General features: G+C 32.2%; 15 protein-coding genes, 1 pseudogene, 1 riboswitch and 1 other annotated feature. Of the genes and pseudogenes, 4 read left to right on the forward strand and 12 right to left on the reverse strand.

All coding sequences use genetic code 11. The features are described 5' to 3' along the window. Positions 1-109: 109 nt before the first annotated feature. Both J2Z44_RS16345 and J2Z44_RS16350 read right to left on the reverse strand, forming a co-directional pair. Complete coding sequence (locus J2Z44_RS16345; RefSeq protein WP_021284178.1) at positions 110-3,358, reverse strand: FtsX-like permease family protein; 3,249 nt, start codon at positions 3,356-3,358, stop codon at positions 110-112. Positions 3,359-3,360: 2 nt separating this feature from the next. Then, the gene (locus J2Z44_RS16350) at positions 3,361-4,065 is read right to left on the reverse strand and encodes an ABC transporter ATP-binding protein (RefSeq protein ID WP_021284177.1); all 705 of its coding nucleotides are present in this window, start codon (positions 4,063-4,065) and stop codon (positions 3,361-3,363) included. A gap of 653 nt (positions 4,066-4,718) precedes the next feature. On the opposite strand from J2Z44_RS16350, the gene J2Z44_RS16355 reads away from it, so the two are divergent. Further along, positions 4,719-5,276, forward strand: coding sequence for a nitroreductase (locus tag J2Z44_RS16355; RefSeq protein WP_021284174.1), 558 nt, complete (start codon positions 4,719-4,721; stop codon positions 5,274-5,276). 69 nt (positions 5,277-5,345) lie between these two features. Here the strand turns inward: J2Z44_RS16355 and J2Z44_RS16360 are convergent, their stop codons facing one another. Both J2Z44_RS16360 and J2Z44_RS16365 read right to left on the reverse strand, forming a co-directional pair. Beyond that, a complete protein-coding gene (locus J2Z44_RS16360) occupies positions 5,346-6,296 on the reverse strand; it encodes a hypothetical protein (protein WP_021284173.1) in 951 nt (316 codons plus the stop codon). Positions 6,297-6,342: 46 nt separating this feature from the next. Next, positions 6,343-6,425: riboswitch (cyclic di-GMP riboswitch) on the reverse strand. 89 nt (positions 6,426-6,514) lie between these two features. Beyond that, a complete protein-coding gene (locus J2Z44_RS16365; RefSeq protein WP_021284172.1) occupies positions 6,515-6,697 on the reverse strand; it encodes a DUF4177 domain-containing protein in 183 nt (60 codons plus the stop codon). A gap of 284 nt (positions 6,698-6,981) precedes the next feature. On the opposite strand from J2Z44_RS16365, the gene J2Z44_RS16370 reads away from it, so the two are divergent. Then, positions 6,982-8,034, forward strand: coding sequence for a DmpA family aminopeptidase (locus J2Z44_RS16370; protein WP_021284171.1), 1,053 nt, complete (start codon positions 6,982-6,984; stop codon positions 8,032-8,034). Positions 8,035-8,317: 283 nt separating this feature from the next. Here J2Z44_RS16370 and J2Z44_RS16375 read toward each other — a convergent pair whose 3' ends face one another. The 4 genes from J2Z44_RS16375 to J2Z44_RS16390 form a co-directional block, all read right to left on the reverse strand. Beyond that, positions 8,318-9,712 carry a L,D-transpeptidase family protein gene (locus tag J2Z44_RS16375; RefSeq protein WP_021284170.1) on the reverse strand — a complete coding sequence of 465 codons (1,395 nt, stop codon included), beginning with the start codon at positions 9,710-9,712 and terminating at the stop codon, positions 8,318-8,320. 256 nt (positions 9,713-9,968) lie between these two features. Next, positions 9,969-11,258, reverse strand: a complete 1,290-nt coding sequence (locus tag J2Z44_RS16380; protein ID WP_021284169.1) for a transposase — start codon at positions 11,256-11,258, stop codon at positions 9,969-9,971. Positions 11,259-11,786: 528 nt separating this feature from the next. After that, positions 11,787-13,064 (reverse strand): serine--tRNA ligase, encoded by a 1,278-nt coding sequence (gene serS, locus J2Z44_RS16385; protein WP_021284168.1) that lies wholly within the window; start codon positions 13,062-13,064, stop codon positions 11,787-11,789. Positions 13,065-13,282: 218 nt separating this feature from the next. Further along, positions 13,283-13,489: a binding site (T-box leader), on the reverse strand. A 65-nt stretch (positions 13,490-13,554) separates the two neighbouring features. Beyond that, positions 13,555-14,391, reverse strand: coding sequence for a helix-turn-helix domain-containing protein (locus J2Z44_RS16390; RefSeq protein ID WP_021284167.1), 837 nt, complete (start codon positions 14,389-14,391; stop codon positions 13,555-13,557). 158 nt (positions 14,392-14,549) lie between these two features. Here J2Z44_RS16390 and J2Z44_RS16395 point away from each other — a divergent pair, with 158 nt between their 5' ends. After that, complete coding sequence (locus tag J2Z44_RS16395; RefSeq protein WP_021284166.1) at positions 14,550-15,605, forward strand: FtsZ/tubulin family protein; 1,056 nt, start codon at positions 14,550-14,552, stop codon at positions 15,603-15,605. Between the two features lie 227 nt (positions 15,606-15,832). Here J2Z44_RS16395 and J2Z44_RS16400 read toward each other — a convergent pair whose 3' ends face one another. Then, positions 15,833-16,657: a MerR family transcriptional regulator gene (locus tag J2Z44_RS16400; RefSeq protein ID WP_021284165.1), complete on the reverse strand. Its 825-nt coding sequence runs from the start codon at positions 16,655-16,657 to the stop codon at positions 15,833-15,835. A 96-nt stretch (positions 16,658-16,753) separates the two neighbouring features. Here J2Z44_RS16400 and J2Z44_RS16405 point away from each other — a divergent pair, with 96 nt between their 5' ends. Continuing rightward, positions 16,754-18,142 carry an MATE family efflux transporter gene (locus J2Z44_RS16405; protein ID WP_021284164.1) on the forward strand — a complete coding sequence of 463 codons (1,389 nt, stop codon included), beginning with the start codon at positions 16,754-16,756 and terminating at the stop codon, positions 18,140-18,142. Positions 18,143-18,371: 229 nt separating this feature from the next. On the opposite strand, the gene J2Z44_RS16410 is transcribed toward J2Z44_RS16405, so the two are convergent. From J2Z44_RS16410 to J2Z44_RS16420, 3 genes and pseudogenes are all read right to left on the reverse strand, one after another. Then, on the reverse strand, positions 18,372-20,222 hold the full coding sequence (locus J2Z44_RS16410) for an LTA synthase family protein (protein ID WP_209649819.1): 1,851 nt from the start codon (positions 20,220-20,222) through the stop codon (positions 18,372-18,374). A gap of 379 nt (positions 20,223-20,601) precedes the next feature. Further along, positions 20,602-23,250 carry a translation factor GTPase family protein gene (locus tag J2Z44_RS16415; protein WP_209649822.1) on the reverse strand — a complete coding sequence of 883 codons (2,649 nt, stop codon included), beginning with the start codon at positions 23,248-23,250 and terminating at the stop codon, positions 20,602-20,604. A 201-nt stretch (positions 23,251-23,451) separates the two neighbouring features. Next, positions 23,452-23,937, reverse strand: a pseudogene (locus J2Z44_RS16420) (His/Gly/Thr/Pro-type tRNA ligase C-terminal domain-containing protein); the annotation flags it as partial. Positions 23,938-24,012 lie beyond the last annotated feature (75 nt).

Consider the following 24,012-nt stretch of genomic DNA (forward strand, 5'->3'; position numbering starts at 1 on the left):
ATTTTACTCCTAGTTCCATTTTTCCTAATATGTCATAGTACAATAAGTTTTTATTAGTCTTATACAATTCAGTTAAAACATGAAAATAAATTAAACATAGAAATCTATACTAATCTACAGACTTTAAAGACTCTATCATGTCTATTGTTTTTAACTTGAAGTACATTACAAAGTTTACCAATCCAGAAAATATTAGTGTAAGAATTGCCGAGTAAACATAGCTTAGGCCTTTAATTGTTCTCCCAAACATCATAAATTCTATTTCTGCAGTACTAACTATAAACCTGTGAAACAGAATACCAAGGAGTAATCCAAAGCTAGTACCTATTAAGGTTAAGATTATATTTTCTCTATAAACATAGCTAGATACCTCTCTATCATAAAACCCTAGTACCTTTATAGTGGCAATCTCTCTAAGCCTTTCAGTTACATTAATATTAGTAAGATTATAAAGTACAACGAAGGCTAAGGCACCAGCGGAAATGATTAATACAAGCACCACATAATTAAGGCTTCCTATGGTTTCTTCAAAGTTCTTACTAGTATTTGTTATAAATCCTACAGAAGTAATCTTATCATTTTTAAGGAGCTCAGTAGATAAATCACTTTGAACAACCTCTGAAGTATCTGTAATTTTTCCTAACACCTGCTTAAACTTTAACTTTTCTCCATATAACTGTTCATATACCTTAGGTGACATATAGATATAATGGAATACATAGTTTTCTGTTATTCCACTTACCTTCACGTTAACTTTTTCAGTTTCACCTCTTTTAATATATATTTCATCCCCAACCTTAACATTTAAAAGCTTAGATAGCTTTTCATTAATGACTACACTATCTTCGTTAAATGGGATATCACTTTTATCCACTCGGTTTCTTAGCTTAACAAACGCCTTCATATCTTCAAAATTCTCTGGCACAATTAAAGTAGCAGCTTTCTCGGTACCATCCTTGCCTACATCTACATTATCTTCTCTAATAAACATAAACTCAGAGATCTTAGGATTATTTAATGCTTCATCTCCAAAGTTTTTAGCTTGAGAGGACTCCACTTCTTCCTTAAGTTCTAGTGACATATCATATTGATATAATTCGTCAAACTGCTTTGTAGCAATTCCTATAATAGAATCCTTTAACCCAAAACCTGCAAGCAAAAGAGCTGTACATCCTCCAATGCCAAGGACAGTCATAAAGAAACGTTTTTTATATCTAACTAAATTTCTTGCTGTAACTTTTTGAGTGAAATTCAACCTAGACCATATGAAGGTAAGTCTTTCAAGAAAAATTCTCTTCCCTGCCTTTGGAGCTTTTGGTCTCATAAGACTTGCTGGTTCTACTTTAAGTTCCTTATAACACGCCATCCAAGTAGCAGTAGTTGTTGTAAGTACTGCAAACAATGTGGCTACAACAGCATAAGTTACATTAAACTCCGTCATCACATCTGGTAAGGTATACATAATCCTATAGGCATTGAATATTACTGTAGGGAATACTTTAAACCCTACTAAAAATCCTAAAATACTTCCTCCAAGACTCGCTGTTATGGCATAAATAAGATACTTTGAAGCTATTGCTAATTTCCCATAACCTAGTGCCTTTAAGGTTCCAATATGAATTCTGTCATCATCTACCATTCTTGTCATAGTAGTAAGACAAACTAATGCCGCTATAAGAAAGAAAAACACTGGAAACACTTGAGATATAGCATCAATTCTGTCTGCTGCTGACTCATATTCCGCAAACCCTAAATTAGTGTTTCTATCTAGAATATACCACTGTGGCTTTTTTATATCATTTATTTCTTTTTCTGCCTTTGCAATCTTTTCATAGCCTTCAGCAATTTTATTGTCTGATTCTCTTTTACCTTTTTCATATTCTTCCTGCCCCTTTTGAAGCTCCACTTTAGAGTCCTCAAGTTTTTTACGAGCTGCTGCAAATTCATTTTGTGCAGTTTTCTTTCCCTGTTGAAGTTTTTTATTCTCACTATCTAACTTAATCTTAGAAGCATCTAGTGTCTTTCTTCCTTCAGCAAGTTTTATCTCCCCTTGAGAGAGCTCTATCCTTTTAGCCTGAAGTTCTTTTTTTCCTTGTTCAAGCTGAACCTTCGCCTCAGAAAGAGCTTTTTCTCCAGCTAAAATTTCAGCTTCTACTTCTTTTTTATTACCTTCTAGTATAGCTCCACTGTTAAGAAGAAATTTTAATTGGTTAATCTTTGCTTCATTAACCTTAATTTCTCCTTCTGCTTTTTTAAGCTTTTCTTCTGCTAAAGGGAATTCTCTTTCTGCTATAGCCTTTCCTTCACTAAATGCTTGAAGCTGCTCCTTATATTGCCGCTCTCCCTCGGCTAAATTTTTGTACCCCTTAGCTAGCTCTTCTTCCCCACTTTTAATAGTTTTATTAAACTTAGCTATTTCATTTTTTAAGCTTACTTCCCCTTCTTCAACTTTTCTTTTTCCGTCCTGAAGTTTATTATAGGCAGCTAAAAGCTCACTCTTTTGTTTTTCTTCCCCTTCTTGAAGTTCCTTCTTACTCTTATCTAATTCCTTTCTAGCTTCTGAAGTTATATCTTCATAGCGTAGAGCTGCTCTGTCTTTTCCCAAAGCCTCTAACTTTTCCTTTACAGGTTTTATAATTTCCATATATTCATCATCATAGGTTTGAAGCTTAGAGGTATCCTCCACAGTAAGAAAAACCTCTGTATACGCAGGGATTTTAAAGGCTTCCTGAGGAATCATCACAAAACTGTTTACCTTACCATTACCTATAGAAGTTGTTCCCCTTTCGAAGGTAATATAATAAGGGGTTTCCACCACACCAACAATGGTAAATTCACTGGTCTTCAAGCTATCATCAATAGGCTTTTCTGTGCCAGAATAAAGATTAATCTTCTCTCCCATCTTTATATTAGCAGTTAATATTCTACCCTTTTCAACTAAGCACTCATTAGAACTTTCAGGGTATCTTCCCTCAATTAATCTAGTTCTATTTATATATGAACTATCATTACTATTTATTTTGTCTAGGGGCATACCAATAGCCTTTACAACCAATTCCCTATCTTCCACCTTAACTAAAGTATCCATAGAATAGGTTGGGAAAATTCCCTCTACCTTATCTACATCCTTTAAAGCTTCTACATCTTTATCTGTAAAGCCTAAGGTAGAAAGGAGTCTTATATCCATAAGCTTATAATCATCAAAATACTTGTCTGCTGTAATTTTCATATCTGGACTTGTAGCCTTTATTCCTGCAAAAAAGGCTACCCCTAAAGCTACAATTAAAAAAATGGAAAGAAATCTGCTAAAGCTCCCCTTTATTTCTCTAAAGGTATCTTTTAATAAGGCATTCTTCATAATTACCACTCAATCCTTTCCACTGGAACAGGATTTTCATTTATATCAATGCTATGAACTTTTCCATTCTTAACCTTAATAACCTTATCTGCCATAGGAGTAATGGCTAGGTTATGAGTAATAACAATTACTGTCATCCTCATTTCTCTACAAGTATCTTGAAGAAGTTTTAAAATAGCTTTTCCTGTATTATAATCTAGGGCCCCTGTTGGTTCATCACAAAGAAGAAGCTTGGGATTCTTAGCTAATGCCCTTGCTATAGCTACCCTTTGTTGCTCCCCTCCCGATAACTGAGCTGGAAAGTTATTTCGCCTTTCCTTTAATCCTACTTGTTCTAGTACCTTTTCTGGATCAAGGGGATTTTCGGAGATTTGAGTTGCAAGTTCAATGTTCTCTATAGCAGTAAGGTTTTGTACTAAGTTATAAAACTGAAAAACAAAGCCTATATCCTGCCTTCTATAGGTAGTTAACTGCTTTAAATTATACCTACTAATATCTTTGCCATCTACAGTTATTTCCCCACTACTTAGGTTATCCATTCCTCCTAAGATATTCAGTACTGTACTCTTCCCTGCACCGCTAGGTCCTGCTACAACTACAAATTCTCCCTTTTTAATAGAAAAGTCTACTCCATCTAGAGCTTTTATTTTAACTTCTCCCATCTGGTAGTGCTTTTTAATATTTTTCACTTCTATATAGTTGTTCAATTAACTCACCCCTAATTCTATCTGAAATTTATATTTCACAAAGGAAGTTCCTATTCAATTTGAATTTCTTAACTAAAAATAAAAATTAGCAAGGCACAATTTCCTTGCTAATTTTTATTATACTCCACCAAAAGTATTTTAGAATGAAATTTTTATTATATTTTCATAAAATTATAACTCTTAGTTAGTGATCTGTTAAATATAGATATAATTTGAAATTTTAAGTTTACTCACTTAATAGTCCTAATATTGTAGACTTATTGTGTATAACTAACTCTCCATTTTTTTGTGAAGATATTTCTCCTATAGATAAAGCTCCCTCTACAGGATACTTCAATTTACTTTGAAAATTCTTCAATATGCTGTGATGAATTTTCTCCCACTAAAATCATTAATTCCTCTGATGGTTTTACCTCTATACTAGTTATGTAATCTTTCATTTGATCAAATGTTTATGAGTACAATCTAATCCCCCCGCTTCCCTAAGTTGTATAGTTACTACACTATATTATTACATAATATCCACTATCTTTCTTATGCTTTTCCGATAATTTAACATAATTAATTCACTTTTAACTTATTAAACTCTACTCTAATAAATAATGATTAATAGTTCATACTATAAATGAAATCTATATTTGGAGGTATGTACTATGAATGAAACCATGAAAACCATATTAAATAGAAGAAGTATAAGAGCCTATAAACCAGAGCAAATCAAAGAAGAAGAGCTTCAAACAATCCTTGAGGGTGGCATTTATGCTCCAACTGCAATAAATGAGCAACCTTGGCATATCACAGTAGTTCAGAACAAAGATTTACTAGATAAAATCAATAGAAGTTGCAGGGAAATGATGCAAAAATCAGGAAATTCAACCTTTGCAGAAAGAGCTAAATCTGATAGTTTTAGTGTATTTTATAATGCTCCTACTTTTATAATTATTTCTGGAGATCCAAAGGCCATAACTCCTGAAATAGATTGTGCCTTAGCCTTAGAAAACATGTTTCTTGCCGCAGAATCTCTTAACATAGGTTCTTGCTGGATTCATGCAGTAACTCAACTTTTCTCTACCGAAGAAGGAAAATCCCTAAAACAAGAGCTAGGAATACCAGCAGAGTATAATACCTATAGCGCTGGTGCCTTTGGTTATAAAGCAATGGAAGCAACTGCTCCCACTAGAAAAGAAAACATAATAAATATAATAAGATAATAAAAAGTCTGTGTTTTTCTTCGGATTATTATTTTAAATCCTAAGAAACTACACAGACCTTTTAATAGTTTATGGTCTTAAACCTTTCCATCCATTATAATCATGAATAGCAAAGCCGCTGAAGGCTGGCTTACTTCCAAGCTTTCTCTTAACTATTTCTAACTGCTTGTTCATATAGCTCCTGCCTTCTTCATAAAAGGTCACAGTTTCAACTTCACTACTTTTATTTGTTTCAACCCCAACTATAACCCTTTTACCACTCTTAGCTCCGTAAGCTAACTCATTTTTAACGATTTCAACTATCACTGAACCCTGCTCTCTATAAGCCATTATATTGACTCCATCAGAGTTTTTAATTACAAAATCAGCTAAGTTTTCACCTTCACCATAGGATGGCATTTCATCAAACCAAAATGGGATATCGAATACAACTGGCATACTAAGAGCTTTAGCTTTCTCATTTGCAGACTTCACAAAGTTTTTATACTTACCTATTGTTGAAGTTTGTTCACTGTTCCATTGACTCAATATGTAGGGCTCCACATCAAAATGAATACCTTTAAACTTTTGTTCACTTGATACGGCGTTTTGGTACTTCTCAACCCAGACAAAAAAACTTTCCAAAGAAGCTTTTCCTTCTTCGTTGATATAATTAGGTGCCCCGGCTAATGCATATACTGATACTCCTAACCAATTTAACTCACTTATGAAATCCTTGTAATAGCTAAAATCCATATCTTTATCAATTTGAAGATATAACTCTGTTATCTTTTCTTTCTTTACGAAACTCACAACCTTATCCGTAGAGGTATAAATTTCACTGGTATTCCATAACCAAGTTCCAAGAGATTGATTTACATTCTTTTTACCTAAAAGTGTCTCTTCTTTAACTACTTGAGAAGTTGCAGTAGAGCCATCATTCTTCCCTAAAATTAGGTCTAAAGATGTATTAGGGTTAAATACTGCGGTTAAAAATGATACTATTAGTATTAAATTAAATAAGTTCTTTTTCCTAAACATCATACCACCCCCTTCTTAATTATTAGAATTCTCTTCCAAAGGAGAATTCGGTAGCTTGGCAACCATAGTATTAACCTTAGGCCCACAGCTTTGCGTCACTACTTTTCAGTAGCTTTGCCTTTCTCGTTTATGATATTAACTTTATATTCGTATCACTTTTACCCCAGCTAAATACTATTTGAAAATTTGCACTATATTACCAGATTAAAAAGTTCCTTCTACTTAATTTCTCTTTCAAATATAATTTCAAAGTCCTTACCTCTTCCCTCTAAGCTATAATATAAAGGTAGTATTTGAACAAGTCTCCATCCCTGTTTTGCAAATTCATTAATAATTTCCTGATGGTTATCCCCAGTAAAAAACCCGCCCATATCACATTTCACATATTTGTACTCATACATGCCAAAATCCCTCCTATAATTTAATAAGATTCAACCTTTACAGAAATCTATTCTTCATATAAAGTGTTGTTAATTACATTATATTCCACATAATGCTGATCTACTATTTCCTTATTAATAATTTTCACTCTAGTCTATGTGAAATTTTCACATTATCTCACTTTGTCCTGTGAATTTTTTACACTACTCTTAATACCCCATCCATGGCTATGAATAAAGCTTTACTCCAGCATACACTATAGTGGTACAATATAAGTATATTACTATGTATTGGTGGGATTGTTATGAAAAATCAAAAAAGAATTAGAGATTATGACATATCTATCGGGAGAATGAGCACAGGAAAATTAAATTCTATTACAGATGTAGCAGGAGTGAAAGTTGGACATGTTACTCTTAATGATGGTGAACTTAAAACTGGAGTAACTGCTGTTCTTCCTCATGACGGAAACATCTTCAAAAATAAGGTCATGGCAGCTAGCTATGTTATAAATGGTTTTGGAAAATCTATTGGTTTAATTCAAGTGGATGAGCTTGGGACCATCGAAAGCCCTATAGTTCTGACTAATACATTAAGTATTGGAACAGCTTTTGATGGGGTTTTAGACTATATGTTAGAACAAAATCAGGATATAGGAACTACAACTGGCACTATAAATCCTATTGTTTGTGAATGTAATGATGGATACTTAAATAGTATAAGAAATAGAAAAGTTGAAAAAACTCATGTACTAGGCGCCATAAAAAATGCTGATATAGAATTTGAAGAGGGCTCTGTAGGTGCTGGCACTGGTATGTGCTGCCTTGGACTTAAGGGCGGTATAGGAACTTCCTCTAGAATTGTGCCTCTTGATAATGAAAATTATACGCTTGGAAGCCTTGTACTTTCAAACTTTGGTATAGGTGAAGAGCTTCTTATAAATGGCATAAAAGCTGGTGAGAAAATTAAATCCTTGCTTTCTAAAAAAAGTGGAGAAGGAGATAAAGGCTCTATTATTATACTTCTAGCCACAGATATACCTCTTAGCGAAAGACAACTCAAAAGGATTTGTAAACGTGCAGTAGTGGGCCTTTCAAGAACAGGCTCCTTTATTGGAAATGGTAGTGGGGACATTGTTATTGGATTTACTACTGCTAATAAGATTGACCATTATGAAGAAAAAGCTATCTGTGACATGAAGGTTTTAAGTGACAACAAAATAGATTGGATTTTTAAGGCTGCTGCTGAAAGTGTGGAAGAAGCTATTTTAAACTCCTTAATTTGTGCTGATACTACTATTGGAAGAGATGAACATATGAGATATTCCTTAAAGGAATTTATTGAAGACTTACTCTAATTAAAGTAAGTAACTATGTCAAAGGAAATATTTATTAAATTCATATTGATTAAAGGCTGTTGTCCTTCTACCCTTTGTTAATTTCATATTCATAAAGCCATGGATGATATAGAGCTTAGCCCTATATTTATCCATGGCTCTTTTATATGCTTGGCTTTTTAGGTATTATACACCAGATTATTTAATGTTAGTTTTATTTATATGTCTAGGTTGAGAATGATTTAAGTTATTTATTTTAATAAATAACCGCTGGATTTTTATCTTATTGTTCTAAAATATACTTTTATTCTTCATAACAAATAACAGGTGTTCCAGGTTCTATGTTTTCATAGATTGTTTTAGCTAAATAAATAGGAGCATTAACACAGCCATGAGTTCCATTGTTTTTATATATTTGCCCCCCAAAGGAGTATCTCCAACTAGCATCATGAATTCCTATATTTCCATTAAAGGGCATCCAGTAAGTAACTTCAGCTTCATAGTCATGACCTCTTAAAGTTGAACCTTTTTCCTTATAGTTAAGCATATATATTCCTAGTTTAGTTGAATTTCCTCTATTAGGATTTCCCGTAACTACAGACCCTTGAGTTATAAGCTTCCCATTTTTATAAAACCATAAATGCTGTCTTGTTATATTAATTTCTACATAGGTATTTCCTATATCATTTTCCCCTCTTGTTATAGCTTTTTGAGTATATATGGGCTCCTTTTCCAAAGTGTCTCCATTTTTTATATTCTGAAGTAGTTCTTTAGTTTCTGCAGAGCAATCAATTTTCCATCCATAGAAACCACCTTTCACCTCTAAGGTTTTCCCCGTGGAGGTTTTAAGATTTCTTCCTCTACCAACAGTATCATACTTCTTGCTAAGTCCTAGCACGTATTCAAAGGCCTCCTTTTCATCTACTACTACCTCTAAACTTTCATTAACATTAAGCCATTGATTTATTGTATTTTCATCTAAAGTCTCAGTTTGGGTTCCAAAGATATAAGTAATTTTTGTCTTTATATATTTATTTAATAACTCTCTTGCTTCAATAGTTTTATCAGAGTTCATGGTATACTTTGGATTTTCATAACAGCTACTTTGGTTTAAATCTAGCTTAGCCTCTCCTTTTAATATACTCTCTTCTATAGCTTTAATCAGATTTTCTTTATTTACCTTATTACCGTATACCTCTTCAACAACTTCATAAGAGCCACTGGAATAACTAAAACTTGCATTTTTAGGCTCTATTATATCTTTATTTAAGCAAGCTAATTCACCTATTTTATTTTCTAAAATATCCTTATTATAAGTAAATAGATCTTCTATATAATATTCTTGTTTTTTTACTAAAGAAATTATCCACTTAAAAGAATTATTATTTTGGTAGGCTCTATAAATGCTGTTTTTTTCATTGTAGCTCATTTCTATATCCTGAGCTGATATTTCTTCAATTTCCCCATTTCTTTCAATTAATTGAAGCTTATAATCCTTAATATAATTTATAATTTTATCATTTGCATTGCTCTGTGGTTTTAGCGATACATCCACTCCATTTATTATAATATTAAAAAAGAAGTGTTTAGCAAAGTACAATGAGATTATCATATATACTAATACAATTGAAGCTACTACAATAATAACGTTGCCAGTGATCTTGCTTTTAAAAAGCTTTTTTATACTAAATTCTTTCACATATACTCATACCCTTCATCAAAAATACAATTTATAAAAAATAATAACTAATTACCTAGATTTCGTACAAATATAAAATTTATATTTGTATGATGTTACCTGTTATTTTTAACCACAATATTCCTTTGAATTCCAATCTTTTAGGCGGAGCCTTGTGGAAAAATAATGAAAACTTAAAAAAGGCAATACTAAAAAAAGCTAAATTATAACTTCCAATTTTGTATTAAATTACATGGTATAAACTTTGGTTTTAATCTCAAATATCTAAGGCTAATTGAATATACCTAGGACTACAAAGTGCGTCAGCTATTAATTTTGATAGCTTCGTTATTGGAGGAATATTTACTTTAATTCCTTCGGAAGTTCTTTCAACAAATCCTCTAATATTGCCAATACGCTTAACGAGAACTCTTACCCCTATATTTTCGAGTTCTGTATCATATAGAATTAAAGATTTAAACCAACTTACTAGATTATGAGTTATAAATACTAGCCATAAGAATCCATAAATTCCATAGAACTCTTTTGTTCTAAGGTTTTTTATATGGTATACATTTTTAGCCATTTTAAAAAATGCTTCTATGGTTTGGCGTTTATTATAAAAGTGAAATATTTCTACTGCATTCATATCCTTGCTATTTATATTAGTTACGAGCATAGAATATTTTAGTTTACCTTTTGAGGATAGAGTTTGAACTATAATATTTCTAATGCCGTTGTTCTCAGGAAGTTCATAAACCCATGCAGCTTCGTCAGCTTGGATGTATTCTGAGTAATCTACTTCTTTAGCAATATTCTTCGCAGTTACAGTAGAGTATGCTTTAGTAAGAAACTTTAAATCATCAATTGAATTTAACTTTTCAATATTTTCTACAGAACCAAAACCACTGTCAGTTCTTAGAATTAAATTTCCTGTATAAAGATGCTCTTTATACTTACACAAAATAGCTTTCAGTAAATCATCGAAGTGGTCAGAACAATGGGTATTTCCTGAATCTAAAAACATTGCAACTGTTTCAGAGGCTTCGCCTGTAAAGGCAGCGGATAGCTGATATCCACGTTGATTTTTCTTTTTAGGAAAATAACCTTTTTCTGCAAGTTTAAAGTTCTTTCCATTAGCAATTAATCCTGTTTGATCACAGTCTACGACTACTCGCGAATGCGAGTGAATTGAATTGCTATGCTCCAGAAAGAGTTTATTATGAATATCTTGAAATTGATTTATACTATCCTCATCAAATCGCCTAATTAACTCATTAATTTGTGATTGATCTGGGGTTATATCCATACCAAACATATTCATAGAAAGCTTTTCTAAACCTAGTTTTTCATTGATATCTTTAGTGGTTTCGCAACCAACAATAATAGACATTATTGTTGTAATGAGTTTTTGATATACAGTGTATTTAACTTCTTTCATTTTAAGCCTGAAATCCTCGAATGGCTTAAAGATATTAAATTTCAAACCAAACTGCATAACTGAAATTAACCAAGTGGAAGTAGTTTCTTCTTTACAGTTGTCTTGAGTAAAGGTAATATTGTTCATAGGGATAATACCTGCCTTTCTTAATTTTTCTGTGACAAGAAAATTATACTTCAAGGCTTGGTATTATCCATTATTTATTTTTTGGAAACTATAATATGGAAACTACTAAGTTTTTGTTTGTACAAAACTTAGGTAACTAATAATATGCTTGTACTTTTGTATTTAAAACTTAGGGAATATTGTAATACTAAATTTTTTACTGCAGCTCCTCCATTTTTCATAAAAAGCCCTTATAAAATACACAATCTAAAAACTTCAACTTCTAATTTATTGAATAATCAACAACTATTTTATAGTATTAAAACCCTTACGGTATTAGCTCCTGTTTAAATTTACTAAACTCTAGCAATGGGTATCATTCTTATAAGATAGTTATCTTAAGACAGGAATTGTTATGAAAAATCACTTTTATCCACACCTCTGTAATAGCTTAAAATATTGTTAGGAATAAAAATAACCATAGTGCAACTTGGCTTTCACCTTTGCACTATGGTTATCTATAATTTTATTCATAATTAATGAAACTAATTATTTTATTACTTTAAGACCACCCATATATGGTTGTAATGCAGCTGGAATATTAACTGTCCCATCTTCATTTAGGTTGTTCTCTAAAAATGCAATTAACATTCTTGGTGGTGCTACCACTGTATTGTTTAGAGTATGTGGATGATATTTTCCATTTTCACCGTCCACACGGATTTTTAAGCGACGTGCCTGTGCATCTCCTAAATTAGAACAGCTTCCAACTTCAAAATACTTTTGTTGTCTTGGTGACCAAGCTTCTACATCTACTGATTTCACCTTTAAGTCTGCTAAGTCTCCAGAACAGCATTCCAAAGTTCTAACTGGTATATCTAATGAACGGAACAAGTCTACTGTATCCTGCCACATTTTATCATACCATGCCATACTTTCTTCCGGCTTACATACGACAATCATTTCTTGCTTTTCAAATTGGTGAATTCTATAAACTCCTCTTTCTTCAAGCCCATGAGCACCCTTCTCTTTTCTAAAGCAAGGAGAGTAACTAGTTAAGGTTTGTGGCAAAGAACCTTCTGGTAGAATTGTATCAATAAACTTACCAATCATAGAATGTTCACTGGTTCCAATTAAGTATAAATCTTCACCTTCAATTTTATACATCATGGCATCCATTTCAGCAAAGCTCATTACTCCAGTTGCAATTTCACTACGAATCATAAAAGGAGGTATACAATAAGTAAATCCTCTATCTATCATAAAGTCTCTTGCATAGGTAATTACAGCTGAATGAAGCCTTGCAATGTTACCCATAAAGTAGTAAAAACCACTACCAGCAACCTTTCTAGCACTATCTAAATCTAAACCATTTAACTTTTCCATAATTTCTGTATGATATGGAATTTCAAAATTAGGTACAGCAGGTTCTCCATAGCGCTGAACTTCCACATTCTCACTATCATCCTTGCCAATAGGAACACTTGGATGAATTATATTTGGAATTGCCATCAAAATTTCCTTAACTTTTTTATCTAGCTCAACTTCTTTTGCTTCTAGCTGGACTAAATTCTGTGCATCTTCATTAACCTTCTTCTTCATTTCCTCGGCTTCTTCTCTTTTCCCTTGAGCCATTAGTTTTCCTATTTCCTTGGAAATTTTATTTCTTCCAGCCCTTAAAGCCTCTGCTTCTTGCTTTGCACTTCTAAGCTCTACATCTAATGCAATTACCTCATCTACTAAGCTAAGCTTATTGTGCTGAAACTTATTTATCATGTTTTGCTTAACTATTTCTGGATTTTCTCTTACAAATCTTAAATCTAACATATTTTTCCCTCCTGATTAAGTAATGAATAAATTTATTTTGTTTAACAACTTTGAAAACCTGTTTTCACTAAGAAAACATGCACTGTTACACCAAAGCAGTTTACCTAAGCTGGGCAACTACCTTTTAAAGAAAATACCATATTTTAAGCTTCCAAAGTGTTGCTAAAATAAGATTTGATATTATAAAATTATAAACAAAAAACTTCCATCCCACATATAAATGGGACGGAAGTAACCCGCGTTGCCACCCAAATTGCTGAAATACTAAATAAATCAGCCACTCGATAAGTAGGATAAAGGGTACTAACCTTTCGATTCATCACCGACAGCTCTAAAAGTGGAGAGACTTTACCTTTCGCCCATTCACACCAACCATGGACTCTCTGAAGAAATTTAAAAGTCGTAGCTTTCATCATAGCTGTTTTTATATTATGTATTAACTGACTATTAATTATACAAGTTTATACTTTAATAAGCAAATCCACTCGGGCTACTTTCTCCTAAATAGCTCAGAAATTTTGTTTAAAAAGCTATTATTAGCACTTTCCATTGCTATATCATACTGAGTGTAGTATGCCTCTTGCATAACTCTCTTAAAATCTTTAACTTCTTTTATTAAACGTTCATTATTTGTAGTAGCTAATTCAACAAACTCATTGAAATCCTTCTGAAAATTAGTTCTTAATTCATGATTTTTAGCATCTATTTTTTCAGATATAACTTCTGTAGTATTATCAATAAATTTATTATTTAAATTTATATTAATCTCATTAATCTCGTCAAATTTCTCATTTAATTTTTCATTGACTTCTTTGACTAAGTTTTCTTTCAACCGATTAAATTCTTTATTCTGAGCTTCAAGAATTGTCGATATAATCTTTTCTAAGTACAATAAATTATCATTTTTCATATCATTAATTAGCTGAGCTTTAAACTCATTAAGTTGAGCTTGATTTTCCTTTTTTATTGAGCAAATAAGCTCTTCAACAGACAACAAGTTACTTTCACTCCCCTGAACTTCAACATCATTTAAGGGTAATGTGTTATAATACTCCTGGATCTCCTTAAGTGACATCCCTCTATTCTTTAGTCTTATTAAAAATTCTAATTTATCAACATCCATATTCGTATAACGCAATTCTTTGCCAACTATTTCTATCTTTAAAAGATCATCAAATAATTTTGTATAGTATCTGATATTACTGATATCTTCATTTAACAAATCAGAAACTTGCTCAATGGAATAGTAAGATATTTCCCCTCTTTTTTTATTCTGAATTTTATGAGTAGCGCTTTCTGCATCTATATACTTAGTTTTATAATCCATATAATTATTCCTCCCCCCTTCTTTTTTCGAGTTAATATAGTGAAACTTAAGTGAAAAAAAATTTTTTTTCAAAATTAGCTAAAAATTCTATAAAGTATAAGGTTTTTACTATTTTTTTCGATAATACTACTAGATAATACGGATAAGGGAGATTGGTTATGGAAAAAGGTAAAATGTTGTTAGTTTCATTAGGTCAAGGTGCTGGAAATATAGTAGATGGATTACTAAGTAAAAACTCAAGATACAATGGTTTATTCTTAAATAGTAGTTTGTTTGATATTAAGCCACTAAAAAATGCCAATATAGCAAGGAATGTATATATTTATCCGGGAACAGATGGATCTGGAAGAGATAGAAATAAGGCTAGAGATATGATAAAAGATAATGCTAACTCTATAGGAATATTACTAAGAAAGTATCCCATTACTGAAACCATTGTAGTATTTACAACAATGGCTGGAGGAACAGGATCTGGTTCAATAAAAACATTTATACAGATTGCAAAAAAGGCATTACCAAATGCTAAGGTAAATGTAGTAGCTATTCTACCTAGTTTAAAAGAAGATGAGTTAGCCTTTAAGAATACTATCGAATGCTGGAATGATGTAAATAGTATAATGAATTTAATAAATGACGTTAAGTTTGTAGACAATAATAAAAGAAATACATACAAAGAAATAAATAATGAAGTAATTGAAAGTTTAGATTTATCATACAACATAACTGGTATTCATGTTGATGGTAGTATTGATAACAAAGATTCTTTTAGAATAAATACAGCAGATGGTTCAGGTCTTATACTAAAATTATATGATGGATTAAAAGATGCAAAAACAGCAGTTGATTTAGCTATAAAAAATAGTGTTTTTGTGCAACCAGATGTATATGATTGTGATTATTTAGGTGTTAACTTAAAAATAGATGGATATGATCCATATGAAGTATCTAAATTGTTTGAAGTTTATAAAAGCACCTATATAACTTATAATGATAAGAATAATATAGTAGTTCTTGGTGGATGTGAAACTCCTACAGAATCAATAAAACTAATAAAGATGGCTTTAGATGATAAGAATCAAAGAAAGTTATCAAGAAATAAAAAAAGAAGCATTATGATTGATTTAGATTCAGATAATGACGAGGAAATTGAGGAATTAGATATCTTAAATGATAATGAACTTAATAATTTATTCGAAGATAATTACAACTTCTAAAATAACAAAATCTTAGCCTTATATGAAAAATGAGAGGAATAAATTTTGATTATCATTACTAGTATTTAATTATACTGTTTTCAAAAACTCAAATTTTAATAAGATAAAAAAGTAGTAACCGATAATCACTTTAAAGGCTACTACTTTTTATATTTTCAGCCTCAACTATAAAATAAACATATAAGAATATTAATAGGTATGCGGTTTATACTCCTCTTAATACTTTCTTATTTGGAAACTTGTATTGAAATCAGTTTTAAATACTCATCGCTATTAACACTTGTAAGAGTGCTAAGTAAATCCACCTCATAGGCATTTCCACAAATCTCATATCCTTGTTCCCTTATACCTTTTATTAATCTTTCATAGGAAAGATACATGGTATCATAAGAGCCCTTATGATAGGTTGATGCATAAATGCCGTAAGGCTTTACAAACTTACTGTGAACCTGACCTCTAAAATCCTCAGGTACTTTTATTCCAAAATAAGCTACCCTTTTATAACTACCTAACTCTAAAGCTTCCTTTGTAATGATATTGCAAACTGGATTTTCAAAGTCAATTTGAAGTTCCTTAGATTTATTGCAAAGGGAGAGAAAGCTCTTCATAAATACCTTTTCATCATCCTCCATACAGGGCTCTACCATATAATGTTCTTCATTTTCTGTAGAAAATATAACTTGCTGAAAATTATTAATCCCTAAGACTTGTTCTAGTAATCTAGCCCTTCCTTCAATTTTTCTTCTTGTTTTCTCTAGTTTCTGAATCTCAAAATCAACCTTTTCCTTCTGTTTTTTAAGCATTTCAATACATCCTTCAGCATTTCTCACAGCTAAATACTCTTTAAGGGTATTTATTGGTACTCCTAGATTTCTAAAGGTTAAAATTGAATCTAATTCATCTGCTTGCTCTAGAGTGTAATACCTATAATCCTTTTCTCCTCGTTTTACAGGAGAAATTAATCCAATTTTATCGTAATAAATTACTGTTTGTTTTGTAACACCAAGCATTTGTGCTAGTTCTCCTGTTGATAAATATATTTTATTACTCATTATTATCCATCCTCTTGACTATATAGTTACTATACCCCTTATTATATCAAATGTGAGACTATAACAATATATGGTAATAATAATAAGGAGATTTTTATGGAAACTATGGTTAAAAATATTGCTGAAAGAAAAAAACTAATTATTGCCATCTTGGCTCTATCCTGGCCCGCTATAGCTGAACAGGCTCTTCAAACCGCAGTGCAGTATGTAGGCTCGGCTATGGTAGGGCAGTTAGGTGCTCAGGCCTCTGCTGCTGTTGGGCTTACTATTACGGTGAACTGGCTGATAAACAGTCCTGCTTTTGCTATGGGTATAGGGGTGCTATCCTGCATTTCCTACTCTATAGGAGCTAAAAAAGTAGATGATGCAAAAGCAGCAGCTATTCAATCTATTATAATAACCTTTGTATTAGGCATAATTTTATCTATAATTACCCTCGGAGTAAGTCCCTTTTTACCTAAATGGTTAGGAGCTGCTCCAGAGATTCAAAAGGATGCTTCAATTTACTTTGCCATCATATGCATGCCTATGATATTCCGTGTTTCAACTATAGTTTTTGGTGCCGTACTTCGCTCTACTGGCGATATGAAAACACCTATGAGGGTTAACCTTATTATGAACATAACAAATATCATCCTAAACTTTGTGCTAATCTACGGAAATCAAACTTTATCTATTGGTGGTTTAAATATACCTACCTATGGGGCTGGTCTAGGTGTAATTGGTTCAGCTATAGCTACAGCTATATCCTACTGCATAAGTGGTGTTTTAATGTTCGTTGCTATTTACAAAAATAAACTAGTATCACCTAAAGGTGAAAAAATAAAACTGCACCCTGAAATCATGAAAAGATGTGTTAACGTAGGCTTACCAGTAACTCTTGAACGTACCATTACATGTTTAGGCCAAGTGGTATTCTCTTCACTGGTAACAGGCTTAGGGACTATAGCCTTTGCAGCCCACTCTATTGCTCTAACTGCAGAGGAGGCTTTTTATATCCCTGGCTATGGTATGCAATCCTCTACCTCCACTCTAGTGGGAAATGCTCTTGGGGAAAAGGATGAGAAGAAGTTCCATGAAACTTCTATAACTATAATGGGTATTGCAGTTGTTATAATGACTATAACTGGTGGCCTATTATTCTTATTTCCAGAGTTTATAATGTCCATCTTTATAAACGATGCTGAAGTTATTAAGGATGGAGCTTCAGTTCTCCGCCTTGTGGCAGTGTCTGAGCCTCTATTTGGTGCACTGATAATACTTGAAGGAATCTTTAATGGTATAGGAGATACTAAAACTCCTGTGTTTATATCCATATTATCCATGTGGGGAGTAAGAATTTCATCCACCTACCTATGTGTATCTGTATTTAATTTTGGTTTAAATGCAGTATGGATCTGCATGATAGCAGATAATGTAGTCCGTTTTGCACTTCTTCTTTTCCGCTTCATAAATGGATCTTGGAAAAAGAAATTTCAGCTATAATTATCTAACTTTACTTAATGACTCCGTAGCAATGGGTCTAAGATAACTATATTTATTAATTCAAAAGCAGTAAAGCCATGCATAATTGAGAATTTATTTCTCCATTTGTGCATGGCTTTCTTATGTTTCTTTCCAATGAGGAAAAAATCAACTTTAAAGCTACCATTTCTCAAAATACAATTACTCATCTTGATTTTTATTGAAATTTTATAAGTCAGATAGCCTATACCTATTTATCTTCAGCTTTTATAAGTTCAATATAATCACCCTTTAATATTTTTGTATTATAAAATATGGAGTTTCTATTTAATTCATTATTAACATAACTAATTCCATACTTTTCAAATAATGTACTTTCCTCAGAATATAAATTTGTGCCCAGGCCTAATCTGTTTCCCGGAACTTCTACACCTATACTAGCTAATAGTGTGGGAAACATATCTAAATTAGAAAAGATTCTATGCTTTTCCTTAACAGGTTTCACTGAAGAATTTATAAAAGCATTATAAGTTACTCTTTGAAAGTTATCATTAACAATTTTATCCTTATAATATTCAACACTTTGCATACTATTATGGTCCCCAATTAAAACTACCGTGGTATCTTTGTAAAAATCCTGTTGTTGTATCCATTGAAGAAAGTCTGAGACCTGTTTTGAGGAGTATGCATGGACATTTTCATATTGAGTTGGGTACAGGTTTTGTGTACCTTCTTCTAACCACCCATCAGTAAAATGTGTATTTACTGTAAGCAAGTTGAAATTAAAGGGCTTATCTTCCCTTGCCAATTGTAATAACTCGTCCTTTGCCCATTTAAACAAATTACCATCCTCAATTCCCCAAAACACCTTTTCTTCAGGAGCCATTAAATTTCTTTCGATAGCTGTATTTAAATCAAAAATATCGTATTTTCCATGATTAGAAAAATATTGTTTTCTCCCGCCAAAACTGGAATCAGACCCAAACATAAACTTCAAATTATATCCCTGACCCTTTAAAATATCACCCAGAGTGATTGCGCCACTCAAAAAAGTCTCCTCTTTGTACTCATTGCTTTCTATTGGAACCTTTAAAGGAAGTCCTGAGGTAGTTGCTACTAATCCCGCCACTGTCCAAGTTGTGCCTGCAGTTGAGTAAGCACCTCCAATGTTAGTTGTATTAGAGAAATTCACATTTTCTAATGCTAATTTTTCTAATTCAGGTATAACAGAGTATTCCCAACCACCTCCGTTACTCTTACTCATCATTGTTGTTTCCATGGATTCTAGGTATATTACTATAAGATTTCTTTTTTTCTCTGGGAACTTTAATTTGACATCTCGTGGACTTACATATTCCTCTGCAATAAAAGCTGAATACTCATTTAGTTTTCCTAAATATGCACTTACCCCTAGGGTTTTATACGAGAATATCGTTGCAATTATAAAAATGGATATAGTATAAGTGAGTATCAACCTATAGGAATTAATATCTAAATAAAAAGGGTCCCTTAATTTTTTTACCTGAATTTTTTCTTCCGTAGAGAAAGTTTCTCTTATAATAAAAATCGGAATTGAAATAAAAATTAATGAACTAACCATTAATAATCCATTATCCTTAAAGAAGTTATATATTACTGATAAATTTGCACCCTGTAATCCTGAATTAAGGTAAAATAAGACCTCATCTAGACTTAAGTTATCATAAATTGCTGCATAATGCTTTGATGAAAAGGCTATGATTACACTGAATAGAATTATGCCAATTATCAAGCTGCCCTTTACTAGACTACTAATTTTTTGTACAACTAATTTATCCTTAAACTTCATTTCAATAAGCCTAATTAAACCACTGACTACCAATATAAAAAAGATATTTAATATATAATACTTTAATATTAATGAACTACTTTGATAAGTGCTCCAAGCTATTTTTTTCTCACTATAAGTCAATACAAAAAATGATAATATATTATTAGTTAATAGCATTTGTACTGAAACCTTGATTATATTACTAATGGTTTTATTTCCACCCAATGATAAGTAAACACATATTCCAAAAATAAGTGGTAAAATAGCAGCTAAAAAATATTTTAAAAACATTTAAAAACCTCTTTCTATAGCGATTGAAACATCATCCCTTTTATAACTCTCTTAAAAAACTATCTGCTATGTTTCTTAGTGTAAAACACTTCTCTACTATATCTATTAGTGGGTGGTGGTCCTTTATTCATAATCTTTATAGAACTTGTTTACCATTTTTACTTTTTATAGCATTTAAAATAAGCAGTAGGTATTATAATCTTTGTGAATAATCTACAACAACTATGATTTAAACATGGCTTAAACCACATTTTTACTATGACCTTACAGTTTTTAATCCAAAGATAAAGTTCAATTTCCATACAAAAAATGACCATCTGTAAGTAACTATTTTAGCTACCCACAGATGGTCATTAGTATGTATATCGGCATTCATTGCCTATTCTTTTTTAATTAAATCCTTCATTTGCTGCTTTGCTTCTAGGGATAATGAATCCTCTAAATAATTCCGATTACTTCCCTGAATTTTTCCATATTCTTCTCTAAGAGCCTCATTAGCCTCTTGAATTTCAGCCTTTAGCTCTCTAGCGGATAACAAGGTACATCCTTCACCCCATACGATTATTTGCTGCAAACCATCTGATGTTGCTACCACTATATTGTACTTCTTATGATTATCATGGGCGAACTTTTCAATATACTGGTCTGCGGTTTGTGCTTCTTTGGTGTACACAACATGGATATTATTATAAATTTCTATATTCTCACGGTAACCCTGAACTCGGTAAGCATCAAAGACAAGGATAATTTTAAACTTTTTAATACCTTGATAATTACTTAATATATCAATTAGTTGCATTCTTGCAGCATCCATATTTTCATCCATAAGCTCTTTTAACTCAGGCCATGCATGTATAATATTATAACCATCTACAAGAAGGTACTTCTCTTTCACTGTATACTGGTTAGTAACACTAACTTCATTAACAGGTTTGTAATAGCTTTCTGCTGCAGTTCTTTTATTTTTCCATGCAGACTTGCTTCCTTGATTAGCATAGAAGGTTTTATTTATAATTTGGTCGATTTCTTCTGTACTAATAAAACTCTCTTCTACATATGCTTTTCCATTTTGTAATGATTGTTCTAGTAAGTTTTCCCTTTGTTGAAGATAACTCTCTAAATGCATGTAGTTTTTAACCTCATACCAAGGAACAACAAATCCTGACCCTTGGGAACAAAATACTGAGCTAGTAGTATTACTTAAATCTCTTTCAGGGTCATAACCTATACCTTTTATAATTTCCTCAGGGTTATGGCATTGTTCATAGCCTTTCAAACTGCAAAATAGCCTGCCATTACCTTTAGTATAAGCGATTACCTCCTTTTGATAATTCCTCATGGTACTTACAGGTCCACTTCCCACAAGAACTGCCATTTCTCCATCTGAGTGGGATATTTCACTTGTTCCATTCATCTTATCTATATCTGTCATGGCTCTTCCCACCATTTTCTCAGGTAATTCTAACTGAAAAGAATAATAAGGTTCTAATAAAACCGATTGGGACTCCATTAACCCTTGACGAACTGCTCGCCAAGTAGCTTCTCTAAAGTCCCCACCTTCTGTATGCTTGTTGTGTGCTCTACCAGAAACTAAAGTAATTTTCATGTCGGTAATTTCTGAGCCTGTTAAAACTCCCTTATGTGCTTTTTCCTCAAGATGGTGTAACACAAGTCTTTGCCAGCTCTTCCCTAGCATATCCTCACTACATTTACTTTCAAAGCTAAGACCGCTGCCCCTCTCACCTGGTTCTAAGAGAAGATGAACTTCAGCATAATGCCTAAGAGGCTCAAAATGCCCTACGCCCTCAACAATATTAGCAATGGTTTCTTTATATATAATACCTCCATCCTGAAAGGTAACCTGAACTCCAAAACGAGTTTCTATTAAATTCTGAAGAATTTCAATCTGTACTTCCCCCATAATTCTAACTTGAATTTCTTGTAGCTCCTCATCCCAAAAAATATGAAGTTCTGGTTCCTCCTCTTCAATTTGACGAAGTTTTGGAATCATAACTCTTGGGTCACAGCCTTCTGGCAGTATCATTTGATAAATTAGTACAGGTTCAAGAATGGGAGCCTCTGATGCTTCCTCCATACCTAACCCTTCACCAGGTATGGCCTTGCTAAGCCCTGTTACTGCACATACAGTTCCTGCTAGAACCTCACTTACAGCCTCAAATTTCTGCCCTGAATAGATCCGAATTTGATTCACCTTATCTTCCCAACTGTGGGTTGAAAGAACATCCTTTACTTTAAGCTTTCCCCCAGTAACCTTGAAATGAGTAAGGCGATTTCCCTGCTCATCTCTTGTTACCTTAAATATTTTAGCCCCAAAAGTTTCCCCATAGGTCGGAATTATTACATGATGAGAAATACACTGCATTAATTCCTCAACACCTTGTAATTTTAATGCAGATCCAAAAACACAAGGAAATACCTTTCTATCCTTAATAGCTTTCTTTATCTCAAAGTCCTCAATGTGTCCAGTTTCTAAAAATTCTTCCATGATTTTCTCATCACACATGGCTAGCTGGTCATAAAACTCTTCTGTTTTCCCATGCTGAAAATCAATACATCCATCACTTAACTGCTTTTTCAGTTCTTTTATTAAATTGTCTTTATCCGTTCCAAACTGATCCATCTTATTTATAAAAATAAAAGTTGGAATTTGATATAAGTTTAAAAGTCTCCATAAGGTCTTTGTATGACCTTGCACCCCATCTGCACCACTTACTACCAAAATAGCATAATCAAGGACCTGCAAAGTCCTCTCCATTTCTGCAGAAAAATCTACATGGCCTGGGGTATCCAGTAAGGTCACTTGAATGTCCTCTAATTCAAATATTGCCTGCTTGGAGAAGATAGTTATACCTCTTTCCTTCTCTAGGTCATAGGTATCTAAATATGCATCCTTATTATCAACTCTTCCTAATTTTCCTATCTTACCACTGGTATAAAGCAAACTTTCTGATAAGGTGGTCTTACCAGCATCAACATGTGCCAATATTCCAATTACTACTTTTTTCATCTTTATATCAAACCCTTTATTTTTCTTTAGTCATCTTCATAGGTGTATAATTTGTATAATACAATATTAAAATTCAGATTATTGAAATCTAACCTATATTTAGTTAGTATTATATCATTTAAGATGGTGGCTTGCATCTATAAAACTATATTTATAATAAGTCACTCCCTAGTTATTATAAATGGTATTTTTCACTAATTATCATAGTTGTTTATAATCCAAACTCATATTACTTCCTGAAATCATATTCTTTACTTTAACTTTATTTTCTAGAACTTCTTCCTCTCCAATCAATATAACATTTTTTGCCCCTAATTTATTAGCATAATTCATTTTTTTCTTTAACGAATCCTCATCAAAGTATACTGTTACTGCATAGTTTTTCTCTTCTAAGTATTTCATTACCTTCCCACAGTATTCCATATTATCCCCTATGGGTATTATTAAATAATCTAAATTACTCTTAACTTTATAGTTATCTATAAACCCAATTTCTTTTAACACAAAGAATAATCTTGTTATTCCTATTGATATGCCAACGCCGGGCAATACATTAGTAGTATATTTCTCAGCCAAATTATCATATCTTCCCCCTGAGCAAATAGACCCATAGCTTTCATTCCCTATTAACATAGTTTCAAAAACAGTTCCTGTATAATAATCCAAACCTACCTCAATAATTTTAATTTATCTTTTATTTACTTCTATTTTCATAGAATTTTATTATTTATAAACAAGTAGTTTAAGATGAATATGTGATTA

The sequence above is a fragment of the Clostridium punense genome (genome assembly GCF_017874425.1).
Taxonomy (GTDB): domain Bacteria; phylum Bacillota; class Clostridia; order Clostridiales; family Clostridiaceae; genus Clostridium_J; species Clostridium_J punense.

Coding starts and splice junctions, on each gene's coding strand:
- J2Z44_RS16345 (WP_021284178.1), bottom strand. CDS start 3,358: ATGAAGAATGCCTTATTAAAAGATACCTTTAGAGAAATAAAGGGGAGC.
- J2Z44_RS16370 (WP_021284171.1), top strand. CDS start 6,982: ATGAAAAATCAAAAAAGAATTAGAGATTATGACATATCTATCGGGAGA.
- J2Z44_RS16365 (WP_021284172.1), bottom strand. CDS start 6,697: ATGTATGAGTACAAATATGTGAAATGTGATATGGGCGGGTTTTTTACT.
- J2Z44_RS16355 (WP_021284174.1), top strand. CDS start 4,719: ATGAATGAAACCATGAAAACCATATTAAATAGAAGAAGTATAAGAGCC.
- J2Z44_RS16405 (WP_021284164.1), top strand. CDS start 16,754: ATGGAAACTATGGTTAAAAATATTGCTGAAAGAAAAAAACTAATTATT.
- serS (WP_021284168.1), bottom strand. CDS start 13,064: ATGTTAGATTTAAGATTTGTAAGAGAAAATCCAGAAATAGTTAAGCAA.
- J2Z44_RS16415 (WP_209649822.1), bottom strand. CDS start 23,250: ATGAAAAAAGTAGTAATTGGAATATTGGCACATGTTGATGCTGGTAAG.
- J2Z44_RS16360 (WP_021284173.1), bottom strand. CDS start 6,296: ATGTTTAGGAAAAAGAACTTATTTAATTTAATACTAATAGTATCATTT.
- J2Z44_RS16395 (WP_021284166.1), top strand. CDS start 14,550: ATGGAAAAAGGTAAAATGTTGTTAGTTTCATTAGGTCAAGGTGCTGGA.
- J2Z44_RS16400 (WP_021284165.1), bottom strand. CDS start 16,657: ATGAGTAATAAAATATATTTATCAACAGGAGAACTAGCACAAATGCTT.
- J2Z44_RS16380 (WP_021284169.1), bottom strand. CDS start 11,258: ATGAACAATATTACCTTTACTCAAGACAACTGTAAAGAAGAAACTACT.
- J2Z44_RS16410 (WP_209649819.1), bottom strand. CDS start 20,222: ATGTTTTTAAAATATTTTTTAGCTGCTATTTTACCACTTATTTTTGGA.
- J2Z44_RS16390 (WP_021284167.1), bottom strand. CDS start 14,391: ATGGATTATAAAACTAAGTATATAGATGCAGAAAGCGCTACTCATAAA.